Raw genomic sequence first — 21,496 nt, forward strand, 5'->3', positions numbered from 1 at the left:
TATCTGTAAGGGTGTTCCAGGGCCCTCAAAGGCCTGTGCAGCCCTGCTGCTAACGCGCCAGCTCCTCGCGCACGGCCGCCACCTGCCGCCGCGACACCGCCAGCAGCTCGGTCGATCCCTGCAAACGCACCGCCCAGCCTTCGCCCTCCTCAGGGTCGTAGTGCTTTTCCAGCGCGCGCACGGCGCGGCGCGCCACCAGCGCATTGCGGTGGATGCGCAGGAAGCGCGGTGCAAACTTGGCTTCCAGCTCGCTCAGCGAGCCGTCCATGATGTAGCTGCGCGTGGTGGTGCGCACGGTCACGTATTTCTGCTCGGCCTTGAAGTACAGCACCTCGGTCAGCGGCAGGCGTTCGGTGCGGCCCCGGTCCTGGATCAGCAGGGTCTCGCCCTCGGGCAGGCTGGGCACGGCGCTGGGCCCTGCGGGGCGGCTGGTGCGCTGCACCTTGGCCAGGGCCTGCTGCAGGCGCTCACGGCGCACGGGTTTGGTCAGGTAGTCCACGGCATCCAGCTCGAACGCACTCACTGCGTGGTCGGCGTGGGCTGTCACAAACACCACGGCCGGGGGCTGGGGCAGGGCCTGCAGTGCATGGGCCAGTGCCAGGCCGTCCTGGCCGGGCATGTGGATGTCCAGCAGCACCAGGTCGTACCCACGTCCCCCGGTGGGGCCCAGCAGCGCCATGGTCTCGGCGGCGTTGGAGGCCTCTGCCACCGTGCAGCGCTGGATGTCCGAGCAGTCGGACAGCAGGGTACGCAAGCGGCTGCGCGCCAGGGCTTCGTCGTCAACGATCAGGATGTTCATGGGGTTTGGAGGGGGTAGGTTCGGTCGGGGCCACCGCGCCTCGGCGGTAGCCGCCCCGCAGGTCGCCACGTCCGCGCAAGGGCGTGCGCGGGCGGGCGGCAGGGGTGGGGTCGGCGGCGGGCAATGTGATGCGCACCTGGTACAGCCCGTCCTGCACGCCAGCGGTGAATTCGCCCTGCACGTCATGCAGCAAGGCCAGCCGCGCGCGCACGTTGGCCAGTGCGATGCCATGGCCCCGCGTGCTGGGCTCGTCGTGTTTGCCGGTTTTGCCCTCTTTGGGGGGTAGGGTGTTGGTGATGCGCACCACCACGCGGGTGCCGCGCAGCTCGGTCAGCACGCGCAGCTTGCCGCCCCGGGCGCTGGGCTCCACGCCATGTTTGACGGCGTTTTCCACCAGCGGCTGCAGCAGCAGCGGAGGCAGCCGGGCGCTGTCGGTGCGTGGGTCCAGGTTCCACTGCACCTGCAGGCGCTTGCCAAAGCGTACCTGCTCAATGCCCAGGTAACGGCGCGCCAGGGTGATCTCCTCGGCCAGCGTGGTCGATTCGCCCTGCTCGATGAGGGCCACGCGAAACAGGTCCGACAGGTCTTCGAGCAGCGACTCGGCCTTGGCCGGCTCCTCACGCACCAGCGCAATGGCGCTGTTGAGTGTGTTGAACAAAAAATGCGGGCGGATGCGCGACTGCAGCTCGGTCAGGCGCGCCGTGGTGGCGGCCGGGGTGCGGCCCCGGGCGCGCAGCACCAGCGCAGCCACCAGCATGGCCGCCAGCAACGCGCCTGTCGCTGCGCTGGCCAGCCAGGGCGGCGATGCCGACAGGCCCACCAGCGCCAGCATGGCGCAGGCATAGGCACCGGCCACGGCCCCCAGCAGCACCCCGGCGGCATATTGCTGTGCGGTGGACAGGCGCTGCAGCACCGTCTTGAGGCTGCAGGCCGTGATCAGCCACACCAGCGTGGCCGGCAGCGCGCCGCCGGTCAGCAGCGCCAGGCTGGCCAGCCATTCGACGGGGCTGCCGGCGCCATACATGGCACCCACGCCCACCACCACCTCCACAAACAGCACGGCCCGCAGCACCACACCGACCTGGCAGGCATCGAACACCAGGGCCCGCCCACGTGGCGGCTGCCCGCCCGGCCCGGCGCCCGCAGCGGCCCGCACGCTGCGCGCTGGCCTGTCTGGCAGGGCGGAATCCGGCGGCGGGGGCTGGGTCGATAAAATTTGGGTGTTTTGCATTGCGGCATCCGGACAGTCCGGGTGTCTGAACCACCGGATTATTGCCCTCCTTATGTCCAAAGCCCAAGCCACCAGCGCCGACTCTGCGCCGTCCCACAACCAGCTCGACACCAAGGCCCAGGCCTGGTCGGCGCTGTTTTCCGAGCCCATGAGCGACCTGGTCAAGCGCTACACCTCCAGCGTTTTCTTCGACAAGCGCCTGTGGCAGGCCGACATTGCAGGCAGCCTGGCGCACGCCGAAATGCTGGCCGCGCAGGGCATCATCAGTGCCGAAGACCACGCCTCCATCCAGCGCGGCATGGCCCAGATCACGTCGGAAATCGAGTCCGGCGCCTTCGAGTGGAAGCTGGACCTGGAAGACGTGCACCTGAACATCGAAGCCCGCCTGACGCAGCTGGTGGGCGACGCTGGCAAGCGCCTGCACACTGGCCGCAGCCGCAACGACCAGGTGGCCACCGACGTGCGCCTGTGGCTGCGCGGCGAGATCGACCTGATCGGCGACCTGCTCAAAGAGCTGCAGGTGTCGCTGGTCGATGTGGCCGAGCAGAACGTCGAGGTGATCCTGCCCGGCTTCACCCACCTGCAGGTGGCCCAGCCCGTGAGCTTTGGCCACCACATGCTGGCCTACGTGGAGATGTTCAAGCGCGACGCCGAGCGTATGGCCGACGTGCGCCGTCGCACCAACGTGCTACCCCTGGGCAGCGCGGCCCTGGCCGGTACCACCTACCCGTTGGACCGCGAGCGCGTGGCCAAGACGCTGGGCATGGTGGATGCGAACGGAACCCCCGTGGTGTGCCAGAACAGCCTGGACGCCGTGAGCGACCGCGACTTCGCCATCGAATTCACCGCCGCCGCCAGCCTGTGCATGGTGCACGTGAGCCGCCTGTCCGAAGAACTCATCATCTGGATGAGCCAGAACTTCGGCTTCATCAAGATTGCGGATCGCTTCACCACTGGCTCGTCGATCATGCCGCAGAAGAAGAACCCCGACGTGCCCGAACTCGCGCGCGGCAAGACCGGCCGCGTGGTCGGTCACCTGATGGGCCTGATCACGCTGATGAAGGGCCAGCCCCTGGCCTATAACAAGGACAACCAGGAAGACAAAGAACCGCTGTTCGACACCGTGGACACGCTCAAAGACACGCTGCGCATCTTTGCCGAAATGGTCGGCGGCCAGTTGAACCCCGCCACGGGCAAGAAAGAGGGCGGCATCACCGTCAACGCCCAGGCCATGGAGCAGGCCGCACTCAAGGGCTATGCCACGGCCACCGACCTGGCCGACTACCTGGTCAAGAAGGGCCTGCCCTTCCGCGATGCGCACGAGACGGTGGCCCACGCCGTGAAGGCGGCCACCACCCATGCGTGTGACCTGTCGGAGCTGCCCCTGACCGTGCTGCAGGGCTTTCACCCCGCCATCGAGAAGGATGTGTACGAGTGCCTGAGCCTGCGGGGCTCGCTCAACGCCCGCAACACGCTGGGCGGCACGGCCCCGGCGCAGGTGCGTGCCCAGCTGGCGCGCCACCGCGCCCGCCTGGCCTGATCTTTGCACCGCCTGTTGACCCTCTACCCTGGAGCTTTTTCATGACAACTTCCCGCCGCAGCCTGCTGTCCCGCCTTGTGCGCACGGGTGCTTTTGTGGGGGCCGCGTTGGCCGTGGGCCTGGCGTCCGCCCAGCAGGCCAAGCCCATCCGCCTGCTTGTGGGTTTTCCGCCCGGCGGCGGTACGGACGCCATCGCGCGCACGCTGTCTGAGAAGCTCAAGGATGAGCTGGGCCAGCCTGTGGTGGTCGAAAACCGCCCCGGCGCGGGCGGCCAGATTGCCGCGCAGGCACTCAAGGCCTCGGCGCCCGACGGCACCACGCTGTTCCTCACGCACGACCACACCATCTCCATCCTGCCCCAGGTGGTGAAGAACCCCGGCTACGAACCCGCGCGCGACTTTGTGGCGGTGGGCGGTTTTGCCACGTTTGTGAATGCGTTTGCCGTGTCGGGCGGCACGCCGGCCAAGTCGTTCACCGAGTACGTGCAGTGGGTCAAGACGGCCGGTGGCAGCAAGGGCGCGGTGGGTATTCCTGCGCCAGCTTCCACTCCAGAGTTTCTGGTCAAGCTGGTCGGGCAAAAGTACCAGCTGGACCTGGTCTCGGCACCGTACCGGGGCAGCGCCCCCATGATGGCTGACATGCTGGGCAACCAGATCAGCGCGGGCGTGGCCTCGGTGCAGGACTTCATGGAAAACCACAAGGCCGGCAAGGTGCGCGTGGTGGGCGTGCTGGGCACCAAGCGCCAGGCCTCCATGCCCGATGTGCCCACGTTCGACGAGATGGGCCTCAAGGGTTTTGAAGACCTGCCGTACTACGGCATCTACGCACCCACCGGCACGCCGCAAAAGTTCATCACCGACTTCTCGAACGCGCTGGCCAAGGTGGTGGCCCAGCCCGATGTGCGCGAGCACCTCACCGCCATGGGCCTCACAGTGGGCTACATGTCGCCCCAGCAGCTGGCCACGCGCGAGAAGGCCTACACCGAGGCCTGGACGCGCATCATCAAGACCAGCGGGTTTGTAGCGCAATAAAGGACGGGGAGGGCTGCTGCGAAGCCGCCTGACCCCGCCCGCATTCGCATCACCGGCGGTGCGTGCTGTGCGTGTGGTACGTGCTGTCCGTGCTGTGGGGCTGTGGCCACAAGGGGCCGTCTCACCGACCGGCTGGGTGTCTCCAAAGCGGCCGCCTTGCGCAGTCGGTGCTGGCCGGTCTGCACAGACCATGGCACCATCCGGCACCCATCCCGGACCTCATTCATGCCCACCAGCCGCCTCCCTTCGAACTGGATCCATCACCGGTACCTGCCCCTCGCGGTGGGTGTGTGCAGCAGCACACTGGCCGCCTTGCTGGCCTGGGTGGTCATCGATATCTCACACACCAAGGCGCGGACCGAGATTGCTGCGCAGGCGCAAAGCCACCTGCTGCAGATCCGCGACCGCCTGGACAGGCAATTGCAGAGCACGCTGTCGGTGCCCGAAACGGTGTCCGCCTTCATTGCCGCACAAGGCAGCATGTCGCCCGACATCTTTGCCACCGTGGTGGGCCGCCTGCTGGAGCACCAGCGCAATATCCGCAACCTGGCTCTGGCGCCCGACAACGTCATCAGCGATGTGTACCCGCGCGTGGGCAATGAGCGAGCGATTGGCCTGCGGTACCTGGACAACCCGCAGCAGCGTGGTGCGGTGGAGCGGGCCATCCAGACCCGCCGCACCGTCGTTGCAGGTCCCATTCCGCTGGTGCAAGGGGGGCTCGGCATCATCAGCCGCACGCCGGTGTTTCTGGCACATCCGCCGGGGCGCGCACCTGTGGGCGGGCCCCGTTACTGGGGCATCGTGTCGCTCACCGTCAATGCCGACACCCTGTTCGCCGACGTGGGCCTGAACTCGGACCAGATGGGTTTTCAGGTGGCGGCACGTGGACTGGACGCCATGGGCGCGCAGGGCGCGGTGTTCATCGGCCGCCCTCAGTTGTTCGACGAGGAGCCGGCCACGCTCGATGTGCCCTTGCCGGGTGGCGGCAGCTGGATCCTGGGCGCGGTCCCCACGGGCGGGTGGGGGGCTGCAGGCCGTGCACCCGCGCTGGTGGTGATGCTGGCCTACGCGTTCGCGCTGGTGCTGGGGCTGTTGAGCGCTCGGCTGGTGCGCGCCCACCAGCAGGTGCTGGCGCTGGCCAGCCATGACCGCCTGACGGGGCTGCCCAACCGGCGCCTGTTTGAAGACCGCTTGTCGCAGGCGGTGCTGACGGCCTACCGTGACCACCGTGCGGGCGCGTTGTTACTGGTGGACCTGGATGGTTTCAAGGCGGTCAATGACAGTCTGGGGCACGGCAGTGGCGATCAGGTGCTGGTGCGTGTGGCGCAGCGTCTGGCCGGGCTGGCCCGTGCCAATGACACCGCCGCCCGCCTGGGCGGCGACGAATTTGCACTGGTGCTGAACGCTGTGGCGTCCCCGGAGGCCGCCATGGAACTGGCCCACAAGGTGCTGGCAGCGCTGGTGGCGCCCATCGGACTTGACAGTGGCCAACACGTGCTGACTGGCGCAAGCGTTGGGGTCGCTTTGTTCCAGGGCCCTGCTGTGGAATCCATGCCCGCGCTCATGGACCGGGCGGACCGGGCGCTCTACACCAGCAAGCGCAGCGGCAAAGGGCTGGCCACATTGGCCGAAGCCCCCGGCGCTGCAGAGTTGCCGCAGGAGACCCCGCCGCCGTTGGCCTGAGAAGCATGTTTTGCATGGAAATCAAGCAAAAATAGCTGCAGGCGCTAGTACATAAAGCGCTTGCAGCTATATTTTTAGGAGCGTTTGCTGCCACGGGGCCTGTCGTCGTGCAGCCCCGCAACCCGGTCACAGCATGGCCGTGCGCTGTTGCTCGGCGCGCGATGCGCCAATGGCGGTCTCCACGTTCTTGACCTCCTCGGGCGGGGGCAGCACGGCAGGCATGCCCAGGGCCTGAATGGCCAGCTCGCGGCACCAGCCTTTGGTGTGGTACAGGTGGTGGTCCTCGTCTTTTTCCACGGCCTTGTGCGCTACCTTGAGCGTGTGGCCCACATCGCCCGTGGCCACCTTGGCGACCTGGCCCAGCAGCTCCCAGTTGGCGTGGTCCTTGGTTTCTGCGTGCACCACACATTCGCAGGCCACGAGCTGTGCAGCGTCGGGGCTGCCAGACTTTTTGGCCAGCTGCATCGCCTGCACCAGGGACGTGCCAATGTGCTTGACCACGGCCCGCGTGGGCGACTGCGTATCAGGGTCCAGGCCCAGCGCATCGCAGATGCCGCGCACCACGTTCTGGTGCGCCAGCGTTTCTTCCAGATAACCTTGCCATTCCTTCTTCAGGTCGGTGTTGATGGCGCAGGTGAGGGCAGTGCGGTACACCTGTTCGCCGCCGAGTTCGGTTTCCATCATCTGCAGGACGAGGTCGTCGAGTTGGTGGCTGTCGTAGTGGCTTTTGGGCATGGGGGCTCCTTGGGGTGGTGGGGTGAACGAAAAGGTGGGGCTTCAGGCCAGGGTGCGCACTTTGGGTTCACGCTCCCACTGGCGGGTCTGGGCTGCGGCGATGAAACCTTGGGCGTCGGCCGGGTCCACCACGCCTGCATCGGGCTCGATACCACCGGCCTGCAGGATGGCCCGGGTGCCCTTGCAGGCGGCAATGGCCTTGAGGTGGCCGAACGCGTCGCGGAACCAGTCGACGGCCGCCGCCTCCTTGGCCAGCTGTGCGCCCATGTCGGGCGACAGGATGGAGGCCACGGCGTCAAACACTGCCGACGGTGTGCCCGCCAGCTGGCCGTCGGCGGGCAGCAGCGTGCCGTCTTTCAGTACCGCGCCGCTCACCTTGGGCGCGACGATCTTCACAGTGGCGCCGACTTTCTCCAGCGCCTTGCGCAGGTTGGTCACCGAGGCGCCGTTGGAGCCGTCGGCCACCAAGATGCCGATGGAGCGGCCCTGCAGCGTGGGCTTCATGCGGTCGATGATGCGCAGGGCGGGCGACAGGGGCAGGTCCTGCACCGGCTCGGTGGTGGCCGGGGCAGGGGGCAGTGCCGGCAGCCCCAGGCCGTCGGCCACGCGCTGGGCCAGGTCTGCGTCCACATGCAGCAGATGGCCCACCACCGCTTCGCGCACATGGGGTGTGCCGACCTTGGACAGCTCGAACACCAGCGCCGAGGCCATGTGGGCCTGCTCCAGCGGGCTCTGGCTGCGGTAGAACATGCGCGCCTGGCTGTAGTGGTCGGCAAAACTCTCGGCCCGCACGCGGCCCTTCACGCCATCGTCGGCCTGCGCGAAGTGGCGAAAGCCTTGTGCCAGCGAGGCGCGGGGCGTGTCAGACTGCAGGCTGCTGGGTTCGTAGTTGACGCGGCCCTTGGGCACCTGCATCTGCATGTGCCCGTCGCGCTGCATGTTGTGGAACGGGCACTTGGGGGCGTTGATGGGGATCTGCGCAAAGTTGGGCCCGCCCAGGCGCGACAGCTGCGTGTCCAGGTACGAGAACAGGCGGCCCTGCAGCAGGGGATCGTTGCTGAAGTCGATGCCGGGCGGCACGTTGGCGGGGCAGAACGCCACCTGCTCGGTCTCGGCGAAAAAGTTGTCGGGCCAGCGGTTGAGCACCATGCGGCCGATGGGCTGCAGGGGCACCAGTTCTTCGGGGATGAGCTTGGTGGGGTCGAGATGGTCAAACGGAAAGCGTTCGGCATCCTGCTCAGTGAACAGCTGCACGGACAGCTCCCACTCGGGAAAGTCCCCCGCCTCGATGGCTTCGAACAGGTCGCGCCGGTGGTAGTCGTTGTCGGCCGATTGCAGCTTGACGGCCTCGTCCCACACGGTGGACTGGATGCCCAGCTTGGGTCGCCAGTGGAACTTCACAAACGTGCTCTCGCCCGCTGCATTCAGCAGGCGGAAGCTGTGCACGCCAAAACCTTCCATCATGCGCAGGCTGCGGGGAATGGTGCGGTCGCTCATGGCCCACATCACCATGTGCAGGGTTTCGGGCATCAGCGAGACAAAGTCCCAGAAGGTGTCGTGCGCGCTGGCCGCCTGCGGAAAGCCCCGGTCGGGCTCCATCTTCACGGCGTGCACCAGGTCTGGGAACTTCATCGCGTCCTGGATGAAGAACACGGGGATGTTATTGCCCACCAGGTCCCAGTTGCCTTCGGGTGTGTAGAACTTGACGGCAAAGCCGCGCACGTCGCGCGGCGTGTCCACCGAGCCTGCGCCACCGGCTACGGTCGAAAAGCGGGTGAATACAGGGGTCTGTACACCGATGTCGGTCAGCACCTTGGCGGTGGTGTACTTCTTGAGCGAGTGCGTGAGTTCAAAGAAGCCATGGGCTGCCGTGCCCCGTGCATGCACGATGCGCTCGGGAATGCGTTCATGGTCAAAGTGCGTGATCTTCTCGCGCAGGATGAAGTCTTCGAGTAGCGTGGGGCCGCGCGGCGCAGTGCGCAGAGAGTTCTGGTTGTCGGCAACCGGAATACCCTGCTGCGTGGTCAGCACCGGGTGTTTGCCGCCCGCCTGTTGCTGCAGCTCGCCCGCGTTGCCGCGAAAGTTATCGGACTGGGTGGAAGAAGGCAGGGCAGACGGCGATTTGTGGGCCGCGCTGCGCGAGGTAGGGGGTCGTGCCATGGGCGCTCCTGGGTGGTGCGTGGGGTAAAACGAAGCCACCATCTTTGGGCGCTGAGCGTTCCCAGCGGGTAGGACATGGCCCCATCGGCGCGTCGTCGGGCGCGCGTGATGACGGCTTGCCCGGCCGATACGTAAGTGCTTGCAACACACACCCGGGCGACATGGCACTTTGTTACGCTTGCTGGTTCCTTCGGAGGGGATAGCGTGAACGCAAAAAAATGGATGTTGGCCGCCAGCCTGTCTCTGGTGGCCTGGGGGGCCCAGGCCCTGCAGATCACCAGCTTCTCGCCCCAGGGCGAGGTGGCGCGCGTGCGCCAGGCGGTGGCCAAGTTCGACGCTGCTGCGGTCAATTTTGGGGACCCCAAGGCGCCCGCGCCGCTGAGCCTGAGCTGCAGCGACGCCAGTGTGACCAAGGGCACGGGCCGCTGGACTGGCGAGCGCGAGTGGGTGTTTGACTTCGAGCGCGACCTGCCGCCAGGCGTGCGTTGCACCGCCAGCGTCAAGCCGGGCTTCAAATCGCCCGCTGGCGCAGAACTGACGGGCGCCAAGAGCTATCAGTTCAATAGCGGCGGGCCATTTGTGCAGAACCTCCGCCCCGGCACCTACGAGCAGATCGACGAAGAGCAGTTCTTTGTGCTGTTCCTCAATGGTCCTGCCACCACGGCCAGCGTGCAGAGCAACGTGTGGTGCACGGCCGAAGGCGTGGGCGAGCGCATCCCCGTGCGTTTGATCGAGGGGGCGCAGCGCGCCGAAATCCTCAAGGGCCTGGGCCTGGAGAAAGACGCAGCACGCGAGCCCCTGTCCTTTGCCACGCTGGCCTGCAACCGCCGGTTCACCTCGGGCTCGCGCATGCAGATCGTGTTCGGCAAGGGGGTGGCCACCCCCAGCGGAGTCGCCAACACGGTGGAAAAACGCTTTGACTTCAAGGTGCGTGAGCCGTTTTCGGCCGAGTTCAGCTGCGAGCGCGAAAACGCCCATGCGGCCTGCCTGCCGATCCGGCAGATGATGCTGTCGTTCAACGCGCCCGTGCCGCGCAAGCTGGCGGCTGCCATTCGCCTCAAGTCCGCCAAGGAAACCCTCAAGCCCCAGATTGATGGCGGCGCAGAAGGTGCCCAGGCCGATGCCCTGGTCAACAGCCTGCAGTTCAACGCGCCGCTGGCCGAGAACACCGCTTTCACCATCGAGCTGCCCAAGGACTTCAAGGACGCCTCGGGCCGCCCGCTGCGCAATGCGGACAACTTCCCGCTCAAGGTGTCCACTGGCGGCATGCCGCCGCTGGCCAAGTTTGCAGCGGCGCCGTTTGGCATCGTGGAGCGTTTTGCCGAAGGCCCCGCGTCGGACAATCCGCCTGCGCTGCTGCCCGTGACGCTGCGCAACGTGGAGGCTGCCCTGCGCGTGCAGGGCCTGCAAGCAGGTGTTGGGACAGCCACCGTACCGGCGGGCAAGGTGAGCACGCTCAAGCCCCGCACCGACGCGGACATCATTGCCTGGTTTCGCAAGGTGCAGCGCTATGACAGTTACGTGGTCAACCGCAAGCAGGCGCGCCAGGACGTGACCGGCCCCCTGCCCAAGGTGCTGGATGACGACAAGGAATACGTGCAGTCGCGCATGCTGTCGCTGCTGGCAGGCAAGGGCGGCGTCAAGACGCTGGACCTGCCCAAGCCATCGAGCAACGACCCGCGCCCGTTCGAGGTGGTGGGCATTCCGCTCACACCCGGCTTCCATGTGGTGGAGATCGCGTCGCAAAAGCTCGGCGCCTCGCTGCTGGACGACCGCCATGGCGAAGGCCGCACGATGTACGTGCGCACCTCGGCGCTGGTGACCAACCTGGGCGTGCATTTCAAGCTGGGCCGCGAAAACGCCATGGCCTGGGTCACCACGCTGGACAAGGGCCAGCCCGTGCAGGGCGCCACGGTGCGCGTGTCGGACTGCCGAGGCAACGAACTGGCGCAGGCCGTGACCGACGCACAGGGTATTGCCCGTGTGGAGGGCCTCTCGTCCGAACCGCCCAGCTGCAATTCCAATTCTGAGGACGAGGTCGGCCAGTCGTACTTTGTGAGCGCGCGCCACAAGGGGGTGGATGGCGTGGAGGACATGGCCTTCACCTGGAGCGATTGGCAGCGGGGCATCGAGCCCTGGCGCTTCAATGTGCCCACCAGCCGGGCACCCTCGCCGGACGAGCGCGTCCACACCATCTTTGATCGCACGCTGTTCCGCGCGGGCGAAACCGTGTCGATGAAGCACCTGCTGCGCGCCGAAACGCGCCAGGGTTTTGCCCTATCGGCATCGCGTCCTGACACCCTTGTCATCACCCACCTGGGCAGCGGCCAGCAGTTCACCCAACCCCTGGTGTGGCGCGGCACGGCCACCGGGGGGCTCAGTGCGCAAAGCACCTTTGCGATTCCGCCCGCTGCCAAGCTGGGCGTGTACCAGGTCGAGCTGGGGGGCAACGGCACGGTGAATGGCAGCCTGGCGTCGGGCTCGTTCCGCGTGGAGGAGTTCCGCCTGCCCGTGCTGGAAGGCCGCATTGCCCCGGTCGAGAAAAAGGCGCTGGTGCGCGTGCGGTCGGTGCCCACCGACGTGCAGATCAACTACGTGGCCGGTGGCGGCGCGGCCAACCTGCCGGTGCGCGTGTCGGCCCTGGTGCGCGGCAAGTCCCTGGAGTTCAGCGACTACGACACCTTCCGCTTCAACCCGCCCCGCAAGCGCGAGCAGAGCAACGCCAACAGCGACGACGAAGAGGCCACCGCCAGTCAGGATGCACGCGTGATTGCCGACAAGCTGCCGCTCACCCTCGACAAGAACGGTGCGGGCAAGGTCACCATCGACAATGTGCCCCAGGCCCGCCAGCCGCAGGAACTGCTGCTGGAGGCCACCTACGCCGACCCCAATGGCGAGGTGCAGACCCTTCGCAGCACGCAGACGCTGTGGCCCGCCGGTGTGGTGGCGGGCATCAAGACCGAGGGCTGGGTGTCTGCGCGCCAGAAGATCCGCTTCCAGGCGCTGGCGCTGCAACACAACGGCAAGCCGGCGGCCGACACCGCGCTGCAGGTGCAGGCCCTGGCCCGCATCACCACCACCACGCGCAAGCGCATGGTGGGGGGCTTCTACAGCTACGACAACCAGACCGATACCAAGGACCTGGGCACACTGTGCAGCGGCAAAAGCGACGCGCGTGGCCTGTTGCTGTGCGAGGCCAAGCTCGACGAGGCGGGCGAGGTGGAGCTGGTGGTCACGGCCACGGACAAGGACGGCAACACCAGCGTGGCCGCTTCGTCGGTGTGGGTCACGCGCCAGGGCGAGCTGTGGTTTGGTGGTGAAGACCATGACCGCATCGATCTGCTGGCCGAGAAGAAGAGCTACCAGCCCGGCGAGACCGCCAAGTTCCAGGTGCGCATGCCGTTCCGCTTTGCCACGGCCTTGGTGGCCGTGGAGCGTGAGGGCATCATCGACACGCAGGTGGTGCAGCTCAACGGCCAGGACCCCACGGTGAGCCTGAAGGTGCAGCCCGACTGGGGACCCAACGTGTACGTGAGCGTGCTGGCCTTGCGGGGCCGCCTGCGCGAGGTGCCGTGGTACAGCTTCCTCACCTGGGGTTTCAAGGCGCCGCGCGAGTGGTGGACCTCGTTCTGGTACGAAGGCAAGGAATACCAGGCGCCCACGGCGCTGGTGGATCTGTCCAAGCCTGCCTACCGCCTGGGTGTGGCTGAAATCCGCGTGGGCACACAGGCCCACCAGATCGATGTGAAGGTGCAGGCTGACAAGGAGAGCTACGCCGTGCGTGGCAAAGCCCAGGTCACCATCACCGCCACGCTGCCGGGCGGCAAGCCCGCCGCCAATGCCGAAGTGGCCCTGGCCGCCGTGGACCAGGCGCTGCTGGAGCTGATGCCCAACAACAGCTGGAACCTGCTGGAAGCCATGCTGCAGCGCCGCAGCTGGGGTGTGGAGACATCGACCGCGCAGATGGAAATCATCGGCCGGCGCCACTACGGCAAGAAGGCCGTGCCCGCTGGGGGTGGTGGGGGCAAGTCACCCACGCGCGAGTTGCTGGACACCCTGCTGCTGTGGGAGCCCGCACTCAAGCTTGACGCCAACGGCCAGGCCAAGGTGACCGTGCCGCTCAACGATGCACTGACCACCTTCAAGATCGTGGCGGTGGCCGATGCGTCCACCGGGCTGTTTGGCACCGGCAGCACCAGCATCCGCGCCACGCAGGATCTGCAGATCATCAGCGGCCTGCCGCCGCTGGTGCGCGAGGACGACCAGTTCCGCGCGCAGATCACGCTGCGCAACACCACCAAGGCCGCCATGAAGGTGGTGGTGGCACCACGCGCCACGTTGCTTCAGCTTTCGCCGCAGACCATCGACATCCCGGCCGGAGAGGCGCGTGAGGTGGCCTGGGACGTAACGGCCCCCGCGCAGCTGGCGCAGACGCGCGCCGAGGCCATCCTGTGGGAGATCGAAGCCAAGGACCAGGTCAGCGGCGCCCGCGACGCCCTCAAGGCCCGCCAGCGCATCGTGCAGGCGGTGCCGCTCACGGTGCAGCAGGCCACGCTGGTGCAGGTGGACGGTAGCTACAACCTCGATGTGAACCCACCCGCCGACGCATTGCCCGGCCGGGGCGGCCTCAAGATGTCGCTGCAGCCCAAGCTGGCCGAAGGCCTGCCCGGCGTGCGCGACTGGTGGGCGCGCTACCCGTTTGCCTGCCTGGAGCAAAAGACCAGCAAGGCCGTGGGCCTGCGTGATGGGGCGCTGTGGCAGACCGTGGTGGCGCAGTTGCCCACCTACCTCGACAGCGATGGCCTGGCCAATTACTTCCCGCCGCGCGACGGCGACGCCAACCGGGGCAGCGACACCCTCACGGCCTATGTGCTGGCCGCCACGCACGAGGCCGCCAGCATCAACCCCGCGTTTGCCTTGCCCGACGAAGCCCGCGCGCCCATGGAGCGTGGCCTGATCGCGTTTGTGGAAGGCCGCATCCAGCGCAACTTCTGGAGCCCGCGCAAGGACCTGGACATGCGCAAGGTGGCTGCACTCGAAGCGCTGTCGCGCTACGGCAAGGCCCAGGGCCGCATGGTGAGCAGCATCACTATCGCGCCCAACCAGTGGCCCACCCACACGGTGATCGACTGGGTCAATGTCTTGAAGCGCGTGGCCGATGTGCCCGAGCGCGACAAGCGCCTGGCCGAGGCGATGCAGATCCTGCGCGGCCGCCTGTCGTTCCAGGGCACCAAGCTCATCTTCAGCAACGAGCAGGACGACTACTGGTGGTGGCTGATGCAGAACGGCGACGTGAACACCGCCCGCCTGATGCTGGCCGTGATGGACGACCCGGCCTGGAAGGACGACATGGGCCGCCTGGCCAACGGTTTCATCAGCCGCCAGCAGGCAGGCGCCTGGCACACCACCACCGCCAACCTGTGGGGCGGCCTGGCACTGGAAAAATTCAGCGCCAAGTTCGAGGCCACACCCGTGTCGGGCACCACCAAGGCCAGCATGGGTGGCAACACCACCAGCGTGGACTGGAGCAAGGTTGACCGCGTGAAGGCGTCGGACGCCACCGGCGCCCCCAACCAGATCACCTGGTTTGGTGCACCCGCATCGCCCGGCAACCTCAAGAACAACGGCATGTTCCTGCCCTGGGCAAGTGCTGCGGGCAAGGTGGGCGGCAAGGAGCAACTGGCCGTCACGCACCAAGGGCCGGGCAAGCCCTGGCTTACGCTGCAGTCGGTGGCGGCCATTGATCTCAAGGCCCCGTTCGCGGCAGGCTATGCGATCAAGAAGACCATCACCCCGGTGGAGCAGGCCAACAAGTCACTGCCCGCCGGCCAGTACACGCGGGGCGACGTGCTGCGCGTGACGCTGGAGGTCAACGCCACGGCCGACATGACCTGGGTCGCCATCACCGATCCCATCCCGGGTGGCGCCACCATCCTTGGCAGCGGCCTGGGTCGCGACTCCGAGATCGCCACGCAGGGTGAAAAGAAAAGCGGCGCCGGTTGGCCCGCGTTCGAGGAGCGCAGTTTTGAGTCCTTCCGCAGCTACTACGAGTACCTGCCCAAGGGCATCGTCAAGATGGAGTACACCGTGCGCCTGAACAACGTGGGCGACTTTGCGCTGCCACCGAGCCGGGTCGAGGCCATGTATGCGCCCGAGATGTTTGGCGAGTCGCCCAACGCACGGGTGAAGGTGCAGGTGGCCAAATAAGTCGCCACACCCCAACGCCACTTCGTCATAACGTCGCCATGCACAGCCTTGCCCGTCGCCCACCCCAGGCACGCATGCCATGAGCCTCAGCGTCTTTCTGGAGCTGCGGTTCTGGCTTCTGGTGGGGTTCTCGCTGGTGCTGCCGGTGGGCATTTATGCACTGCTGCTGGTCACGCGGTCGATCTCGCGCTGGGCGGTGCTGGGGTTTGGTGTGGCCCTGGTGCTGATCGCGGGGGTGGATGTGTACCTGCTGGAGTCCATGGCAGCACAGGCCAAGAGCACGCCGTCGCTGGCCGACGATGTGTGGTTCAGTTCCGAGCTGACGATTGCGCTGTACCTGCTGCCGGTGGTGTTCGGCGGTATCGGCGTCAACCTGATCTCGCATGTACTGCTGCGCCATCTGACCGAGGCCGAGGGGCGGTTTGACCGTGAGCACTCCGATCGTTGAGTCGTGAGGCGCTTACGATGTTCAGATCCCTTCGTTTTCAGAAAGTCAACCCACCATGATCCTGGGTCTCGCTGCCAACCGCTTGCACCACCACACCGAAGATGCGGCGCTCTTTTCCTGGCTGCGCGCCTGCGAGGCGGGCATCCGGGAACTGCAGCTGGGGCTGCACGCCGTGGGCCGCACGCACGATGCCATCGTCGCTGCGGGCATGTTGCAGGGGTACCGGCCGCTGGTGCGCTATCCCTACGGGCGCGACGGGGGGCTGATGAAAGTGGTGGCAGAGGTGGTGGGCATGGGGGAAGGGCGCACGCTCGATGGCGCGATCTACCTCACCGACCCCGTGGACCCTTCTTCCATCTTCCCCGAGGCGCTGGCACTCAAGCGGCAGTGTGTGATCCACGGCAAGCCGTTTCTCTCCACCGTGGCCAGCGCACGCGACTGGATCGAGATGGAGCGCATCCACGCCGGGCTGCAGCCCGACCCGCAGGCCGACCGGTTTCATGACCATGGCACCCAGACGCTGGCCCTGATTGCGCACGACGCGTGCAAGCAGGCCATGCTCGACTTTGCGGATCGCAACTTTGATGTGCTGTCGCAGTTTCGCCATCGGGTGGCCACCGGCACCACGGGTCAGCGACTGAACGCCCTGGCGTGGAGCAAGGGCTGGCCCGAAGGGCAGCCCTGGGTGCAGCGTTTTAACAGCGGGCCGCTGGGTGGCGATGCGCAGATTGCCGACCTGGTGCTGGAGCGTCGTTGCCACCGCGCCGTTTTTTTTGAGGACCCGCATGTGGCGCGCCAGCACGAGGCCGACATCCAGCTGCTGGAGCGCGCTGTGACCACCGCCACGCACGACGCGGTGTGTGTCACCGTGCCGGGCGTGGCGCAGCGCTGGTGCGACGCCGTGCGCCTGCGCGCAGCGCGCTGATAGTGCTTTCATTTCTGTGTGTTTGTGTTCCTTCCTTTCGCTTCCTTCCCCACCTTGCGCATGCGCACGCAGGCCACCACTCTGGTGCTGGCGGCCTGCGCCTCGGGCGCCTGGGCCATTCCCACGTTTGACGAGGTGCGCGCGGACTTCAAGCCCTCGGACACCCTGATCCTCTCGCGCGAAGGCGAGGTGCTGCAGCGCTTGCGCACCGACGCCACCGTGCGGCGTGGCCAGTGGGTGCCACTGGCCGATGTGTCGCCCGCGTTGCGCCAGGCGCTGGTGCTGAGCGAGGACAAGCGCTTTTTTGAACACAGCGGCGTGGACTGGCGTGCTGCGTCGGCCGCCGCCTGGGGCAACCTGTGGAACCAGCGCACACGCGGGGCCAGCACCATCACCATGCAGCTCGCGGGCCTGCTGGACGGGGACTGGCGCCAGGGCCCCGGGGGGCGCACGGTGGTGCAGAAGGTCGGCCAGACCGTGGCCGCCCAGGTATTGGACCGGCGCTGGCGCAAGGACCAGATCCTGGAGGCGTACCTCAACCTGGTGCCGTTTCGCAGCGAGCTGGTGGGCATCGATGCCCTGAGCCGCACTCTGTTTGACAAGGCGGCCCACGGCCTGGACGACCGCGAAGCCGCGGTGGCAGCGGCCCTGGTGCGCGCACCCAACGCAAGGCCTGCGCTGGTGGCACAGCGTGCCTGCGGCGTGCTGCGCGACATGCAGCAACGCCCCTCCACCCCCGCCTCGCCCGCTGCACCGGCGGTGCGCGTGGACTGCGACGCGCTGGACCTGTTCACCACGGCTGCATTACAACGCCGCGCTTTTGATGCCAGCGAGGGTGTGGCGCCACACTTTGCACGCTACCTTCTGCGCCAGCGGGACAAGGACAGCGCTGTGCCCGAGCGGGTGGCCACCACCCTGCGCGCGCCGTTGCAGCGTTTTGCGATGCAGAGCCTGCAGCAGCACCTGCGCGAGTTGCGCGGGCGCCATGTGGAAGACGGCGCGGTACTGGTGCTGGACAACGCCACGGGCGCGGTGCTGGCCTGGGTGGGGTCATCCGGCCAGCTCAGCCAGGCCAGCGAGGTCGACGGGGTGCTGGCGTTGCGCCAGCCGGGCTCCACGCTCAAGCCGTTCTTGTACGCCCAGGCGATCGCCGAACGGCGGCTCACGGCAGCCTCGCTGGTGGAGGACTCGCCCGCGCAGATCACCACGGCGGGCGGGCTCTACATTCCGCAAAACTACGACCGCCAGTTCAAGGGCTGGGTGTCGGTGCGCACGGCACTGGCGGCGTCGCTCAACGTGCCCGCCGTGCGCACGCTGGTCATGGTCACGCCCGATGCGTTCCACCGGCAGCTCGGGGCCATGGGATTGCCGCTGCGCGAAAGTGGCGACTACTTTGGCTACAGCCTGGCACTGGGCAGCCCCGAGGTACCGCTGCTGCACCTGACCAATGCCTACCGCACGCTCGCCAACGGCGGGCGGGCGAGTCCTGTTGCAGTCACGCTCGCCAATGGCGGGCGGGTGAGCGCCGCGGCCCCGGCCATCGACCCACGCGCTGCCTACATCGTGGGTGACATCCTGTCCGACGGCAATGCACGCGCCCGCACCTTCGGCACCGACAGCGTGTTGGCCACCCGCTTCTGGACGGCCGTGAAAACCGGCACCAGCAAGGACATGCGCGACAACTGGGCGGTGGGCTGGTCCGAGCGCTACACGGTGGGTGTGTGGGTGGGCAATGCCAGTGGTGCGGCCATGCACGAGGTCAGCGGCACCAGTGGTGCAGCGCCCATCTGGGCAGCGGTGATGGGCTTTCTGCACGCCCGCGAGCCCAGCCGGGCCCCCAAGGCCCCTGGGGGCCTGGTCAGGGCGGCTGTGCGGTTTGGTCCGGGCCAGCCGCCCTCTGCAGGCGTGCCCCAGCCACTGGAGGCTGCGCGCGACGAATGGTTTGTGCCTGGCACGCAGCAGTCTTTGTTTGCTATTGATTCGATAGCTTCCGAGCCATATTCCACTAGCGCATCCGGCCAAAAATTCTCCAAAAACGCTGCCTCGACCCCTACGGCGCCTCCTGCCGGTGCCTCTGCCCGCATCACCGCCCCGGCGTCCGGCACGGTGATCGCGCTGGACCCGGACATCCCGCCGATGCGCCAGCGCCTGCAGTTCACCGCCACGGGCGATGCCGTGCAGTGGCGGCTGGACGGCAAAACCCTGGGCCGGGGGCCTCGGGTGGCCTGGATGCCGTGGCCTGGGCGGCATGTCGTGCAGATCACGGATGCCCAGGGCAAGGTGCTGGACGAAGTCCGGCTGGAGGTGCGTGGTGCCGGTGTGGTGGCGGCGCCCCCCCGGGCAGGTGCGCATTGACGCTGACAAATCCGAGGAATACGGTGTGAATTCGGGCCAAGTCCCGGTTCAGGTGACTGTTTAAAATAGTTACAAACTATCTCTATGCCCTCGCTTCGCCAGTTTTTCTCTCACCGCCTGATCTGGCTGGCTTTGCTGGTGGCTTTGGGTATTGGGGCATTGTTCGCCCGCACCATCTGGACCATTCGCAACGACGAGTGGAGCTACGCGGTGCAAACCAACGCCAACCTGGCCCGCACCCTGGAGCAGGGCCTGGCCTGGTCGCTGGACTCGTTCGATAAATCCCTGGAAGGCGTGGCCCGCGAGGTGTCGCGCCCCGAGGTGTGGGCGTTGCCCCCCGACTTGCGCTCGCGGGTGGTGTTTGACAACTCGCTGCGCGCGCGCGGCGCGGGCGATGTGTTGGTGCTGGACGCGCAAGGCAACGTCATCCTGGACTCGGGCTCCAATGCCCCCCGCCGGGTCAACTTTGCCGACCGCGACTACTTTCTGGCTTTCCGCGATCGGGGCGAACAGGGGCTGTTCTTCGGCAAGCCTGTGCCTTCGCGGGTGACGGGCCTGAACATCCTGCCCATCTCGCGGGGCTACTACAACGCAGACGGCAGCTTTGCCGGGGTGGTGGTCGGCGCCATCCGCCTGAGCTACTTCAACGAACTGTTCGGCTCGCTGGACCTGGGCCCCAACAGCGGGATCAACATGTTCCGTCAGGACGGGGTGGTGATCTCCCGCTTCCCGTACGGTGATTCGGATGTGGGCAAAACGATTGCCGGCACCCCCAACCTGCTGCGCTTTCAGAAGGAGGGCACGGGTTCTTTTGTGGGCAAGGCGGCGCTCGACGGCGTGGAGCGCCTCTACTCCTTCCGGCCTGTGGGCAACTACCCGCTGATTCTGAACGTGGCGCAGTCCACAGAGACCATCCTGGCCAAGTGGAGCAGCAGTGCCTGGGTGCTGGGCGGCTTTGCCGTGCTGCTGATGCTGGGGAGCCTGGGGCTGGCACTGATGTTTGTGCGCGAGCTCCTGCTGCGCCAGCAGGTGTCCGCGCGCCTGGCCGAGGCCGAACACGATCTGCGCACGACGCTCGACAACGTGCCCTCGATGATTGCCTACTGGGATGCCAGCATGCACAACCGCTTTGCCAACCGTGCGGCGCTGGAGGAGTTCGGCACCTACCCGGCACCGGTGCGGGACCGCCATATCAGCGAGCTGCTCAGCGAGGCCCGCTACGCGGCCAGCAAGCCCAATTACGACTTGGCGTTGGCAGGAATGCCACAGCGCTTTGAGCGGACCGACGAGGACGCACGGGGTCAGCCGCGTCACAGCATCGTCTCGTACCTGCCTGACACCGATGCGCGCGGCGTGGTCACCGGGCTCTTTGTGCAGGTGACGGACATCACCGAGCGCAAGCGCATGGAGAACGAGCTGTTCGACGAGAAAGAGCGCGTACGCCTCACCCTGCAATCCATCGGCGATGCCGTGGTCTGCTCGGACGCCAAAGGCATGGTGACCTACCTCAACCCCGTGGCCGAACGCCTCACGGGCTGGCAGGCGTTTGATGCGGCCGGGCACAACGCAGACGAAGTGGTCAGCCTGCGTTGCCCCGACAACGACGAACCCTTGCCCAACACCTTGCGCACCGCGATTCAGCAAGGCGCGGCCACAGAGCCCGTGCGGGGCGTGCTGGTACACCGCACCAGCGGCCAGCGCTTCCAGGTGGAGGAGACGGCCAGTGCCATCACCGACCGCCATGGCGCGGTGACGGGCGCGGTGGCGGTGCTGCGCGATGTGACCGAGGCCGTGGCCATGGCCGAGCGCATGTCCCACCTCGCGCAATATGACGCGCTCACCGACCTGCCCAACCGCGTGCTGCTGCAGGACCGCGCCCATCTGGCCATGGCCCAGGCACGGCGTGACGGCAAGTCTCTGGCGGTGATGTATCTGGACCTCGATGGCTTCAAGGAAGTCAACGACCGCCTGGGCCACGATGTGGGCGATGTCCTACTGGTGCAGTTTGCCCAGCGCCTGCAGGCAGCGGTGCGTGCGTCCGACACGGTGTGCCGGCAGGGGGGCGATGAGTTTGTGGTGCTGCTGCCGGGGCTGGATGGGGTGGAGCCCGCCTGCCTGGTGGCGCGCAAGATCCTGGCGGCCTGTGACGCAGCGTTTGATCTGGCTGGGCAGCCGGTGCGGGTGGGCGTGAGCGGCGGCATTGCGCTGTTCCCGCAGCACGGCAGCACGTTCGATGAGCTGTCGCGCCATGCTGACGGCGCCATGTATGCGGCCAAACGCGGCGGGCGCATGCGCTTCATGCTGTACCAGGGCCCGGATGCCGATCCCGAGGTGGTGTTGCCCGAGCCCTCTCAAGTGGCCGCGGCCCAGTAGTCCACCTGC

The 21,496-nt window shown here is 67.0% G+C and carries 12 protein-coding genes; 8 read left to right on the forward strand and 4 right to left on the reverse strand.

What is annotated here, in order from left to right; translation table 11 throughout:
* Positions 1-49 precede the first annotated feature (49 nt).
* Positions 50-799, reverse strand: a complete 750-nt coding sequence (locus CLU87_RS04285; RefSeq protein ID WP_056061176.1) for a LytTR family DNA-binding domain-containing protein — start codon at positions 797-799, stop codon at positions 50-52.
* Positions 780-2,030: a sensor histidine kinase gene (locus CLU87_RS04290; RefSeq protein ID WP_099729638.1), complete on the reverse strand. Its 1,251-nt coding sequence runs from the start codon at positions 2,028-2,030 to the stop codon at positions 780-782. The genes CLU87_RS04285 and CLU87_RS04290 overlap by 20 nt, the downstream gene beginning before the upstream one ends.
* A 52-nt stretch (positions 2,031-2,082) precedes the next feature.
* Here CLU87_RS04290 and argH point away from each other — a divergent pair, with 52 nt between their 5' ends.
* From argH to CLU87_RS04305, 3 genes are all read left to right on the forward strand, one after another.
* Positions 2,083-3,570, forward strand: coding sequence for an argininosuccinate lyase (argH, locus tag CLU87_RS04295; protein ID WP_099729639.1), 1,488 nt, complete (start codon positions 2,083-2,085; stop codon positions 3,568-3,570).
* Positions 3,571-3,611: 41 nt separating this feature from the next.
* Positions 3,612-4,601 carry a Bug family tripartite tricarboxylate transporter substrate binding protein gene (locus CLU87_RS04300; RefSeq protein WP_099729640.1) on the forward strand — a complete coding sequence of 330 codons (990 nt, stop codon included), beginning with the start codon at positions 3,612-3,614 and terminating at the stop codon, positions 4,599-4,601.
* A 225-nt stretch (positions 4,602-4,826) separates the two neighbouring features.
* Positions 4,827-6,284 (forward strand): diguanylate cyclase domain-containing protein, encoded by a 1,458-nt coding sequence (locus CLU87_RS04305; RefSeq protein WP_099729641.1) that lies wholly within the window; start codon positions 4,827-4,829, stop codon positions 6,282-6,284.
* A gap of 126 nt (positions 6,285-6,410) precedes the next feature.
* Here CLU87_RS04305 and CLU87_RS04310 read toward each other — a convergent pair whose 3' ends face one another.
* Complete coding sequence (locus CLU87_RS04310; protein WP_099729642.1) at positions 6,411-7,019, reverse strand: hypothetical protein; 609 nt, start codon at positions 7,017-7,019, stop codon at positions 6,411-6,413.
* A 42-nt stretch (positions 7,020-7,061) separates the two neighbouring features.
* On the reverse strand, positions 7,062-9,179 hold the full coding sequence (locus tag CLU87_RS04315; RefSeq protein WP_099729643.1) for a catalase: 2,118 nt from the start codon (positions 9,177-9,179) through the stop codon (positions 7,062-7,064).
* A 222-nt stretch (positions 9,180-9,401) separates the two neighbouring features.
* Between CLU87_RS04315 and CLU87_RS04320 the strand changes: the two genes are divergently transcribed.
* From CLU87_RS04320 to CLU87_RS04340, 5 genes are all read left to right on the forward strand, one after another.
* Positions 9,402-15,386 carry an alpha-2-macroglobulin gene (locus CLU87_RS04320; protein ID WP_099729644.1) on the forward strand — a complete coding sequence of 1,995 codons (5,985 nt, stop codon included), beginning with the start codon at positions 9,402-9,404 and terminating at the stop codon, positions 15,384-15,386.
* Between the two features lie 79 nt (positions 15,387-15,465).
* The gene (locus tag CLU87_RS04325; RefSeq protein WP_099729645.1) at positions 15,466-15,834 is read left to right on the forward strand and encodes a hypothetical protein; all 369 of its coding nucleotides are present in this window, start codon (positions 15,466-15,468) and stop codon (positions 15,832-15,834) included.
* A gap of 55 nt (positions 15,835-15,889) precedes the next feature.
* Positions 15,890-16,759 (forward strand): methylglyoxal synthase, encoded by an 870-nt coding sequence (locus CLU87_RS04330; protein WP_099729646.1) that lies wholly within the window; start codon positions 15,890-15,892, stop codon positions 16,757-16,759.
* Between the two features lie 60 nt (positions 16,760-16,819).
* Positions 16,820-19,114, forward strand: coding sequence for a penicillin-binding protein 1C (pbpC, locus tag CLU87_RS04335; RefSeq protein WP_056747522.1), 2,295 nt, complete (start codon positions 16,820-16,822; stop codon positions 19,112-19,114).
* Between the two features lie 84 nt (positions 19,115-19,198).
* Positions 19,199-21,487, forward strand: coding sequence for a diguanylate cyclase domain-containing protein (locus CLU87_RS04340; RefSeq protein WP_056747523.1), 2,289 nt, complete (start codon positions 19,199-19,201; stop codon positions 21,485-21,487).
* Positions 21,488-21,496 lie beyond the last annotated feature (9 nt).

Source organism: Acidovorax sp. 59 (assembly GCF_002754175.1).
GTDB classification, from domain to species: Bacteria; Pseudomonadota; Gammaproteobacteria; order Burkholderiales; family Burkholderiaceae_C; genus Acidovorax; species Acidovorax delafieldii.

Bases quoted from the DNA above. Each gene is read 5' to 3' on its own strand.
- CLU87_RS04330 (WP_099729646.1), top strand. From the start codon at position 15,890: ATGATCCTGGGTCTCGCTGCCAACCGCTTGCACCACCACACCGAAGAT.
- argH (WP_099729639.1), top strand. From the start codon at position 2,083: ATGTCCAAAGCCCAAGCCACCAGCGCCGACTCTGCGCCGTCCCACAAC.
- CLU87_RS04305 (WP_099729641.1), top strand. From the start codon at position 4,827: ATGCCCACCAGCCGCCTCCCTTCGAACTGGATCCATCACCGGTACCTG.
- CLU87_RS04310 (WP_099729642.1), bottom strand. From the start codon at position 7,019: ATGCCCAAAAGCCACTACGACAGCCACCAACTCGACGACCTCGTCCTG.
- pbpC (WP_056747522.1), top strand. From the start codon at position 16,820: ATGCGCACGCAGGCCACCACTCTGGTGCTGGCGGCCTGCGCCTCGGGC.
- CLU87_RS04290 (WP_099729638.1), bottom strand. From the start codon at position 2,030: ATGCAAAACACCCAAATTTTATCGACCCAGCCCCCGCCGCCGGATTCC.
- CLU87_RS04285 (WP_056061176.1), bottom strand. From the start codon at position 799: ATGAACATCCTGATCGTTGACGACGAAGCCCTGGCGCGCAGCCGCTTG.
- CLU87_RS04315 (WP_099729643.1), bottom strand. From the start codon at position 9,179: ATGGCACGACCCCCTACCTCGCGCAGCGCGGCCCACAAATCGCCGTCT.
- CLU87_RS04340 (WP_056747523.1), top strand. From the start codon at position 19,199: ATGCCCTCGCTTCGCCAGTTTTTCTCTCACCGCCTGATCTGGCTGGCT.
- CLU87_RS04325 (WP_099729645.1), top strand. From the start codon at position 15,466: ATGAGCCTCAGCGTCTTTCTGGAGCTGCGGTTCTGGCTTCTGGTGGGG.
- CLU87_RS04320 (WP_099729644.1), top strand. From the start codon at position 9,402: ATGTTGGCCGCCAGCCTGTCTCTGGTGGCCTGGGGGGCCCAGGCCCTG.
- CLU87_RS04300 (WP_099729640.1), top strand. From the start codon at position 3,612: ATGACAACTTCCCGCCGCAGCCTGCTGTCCCGCCTTGTGCGCACGGGT.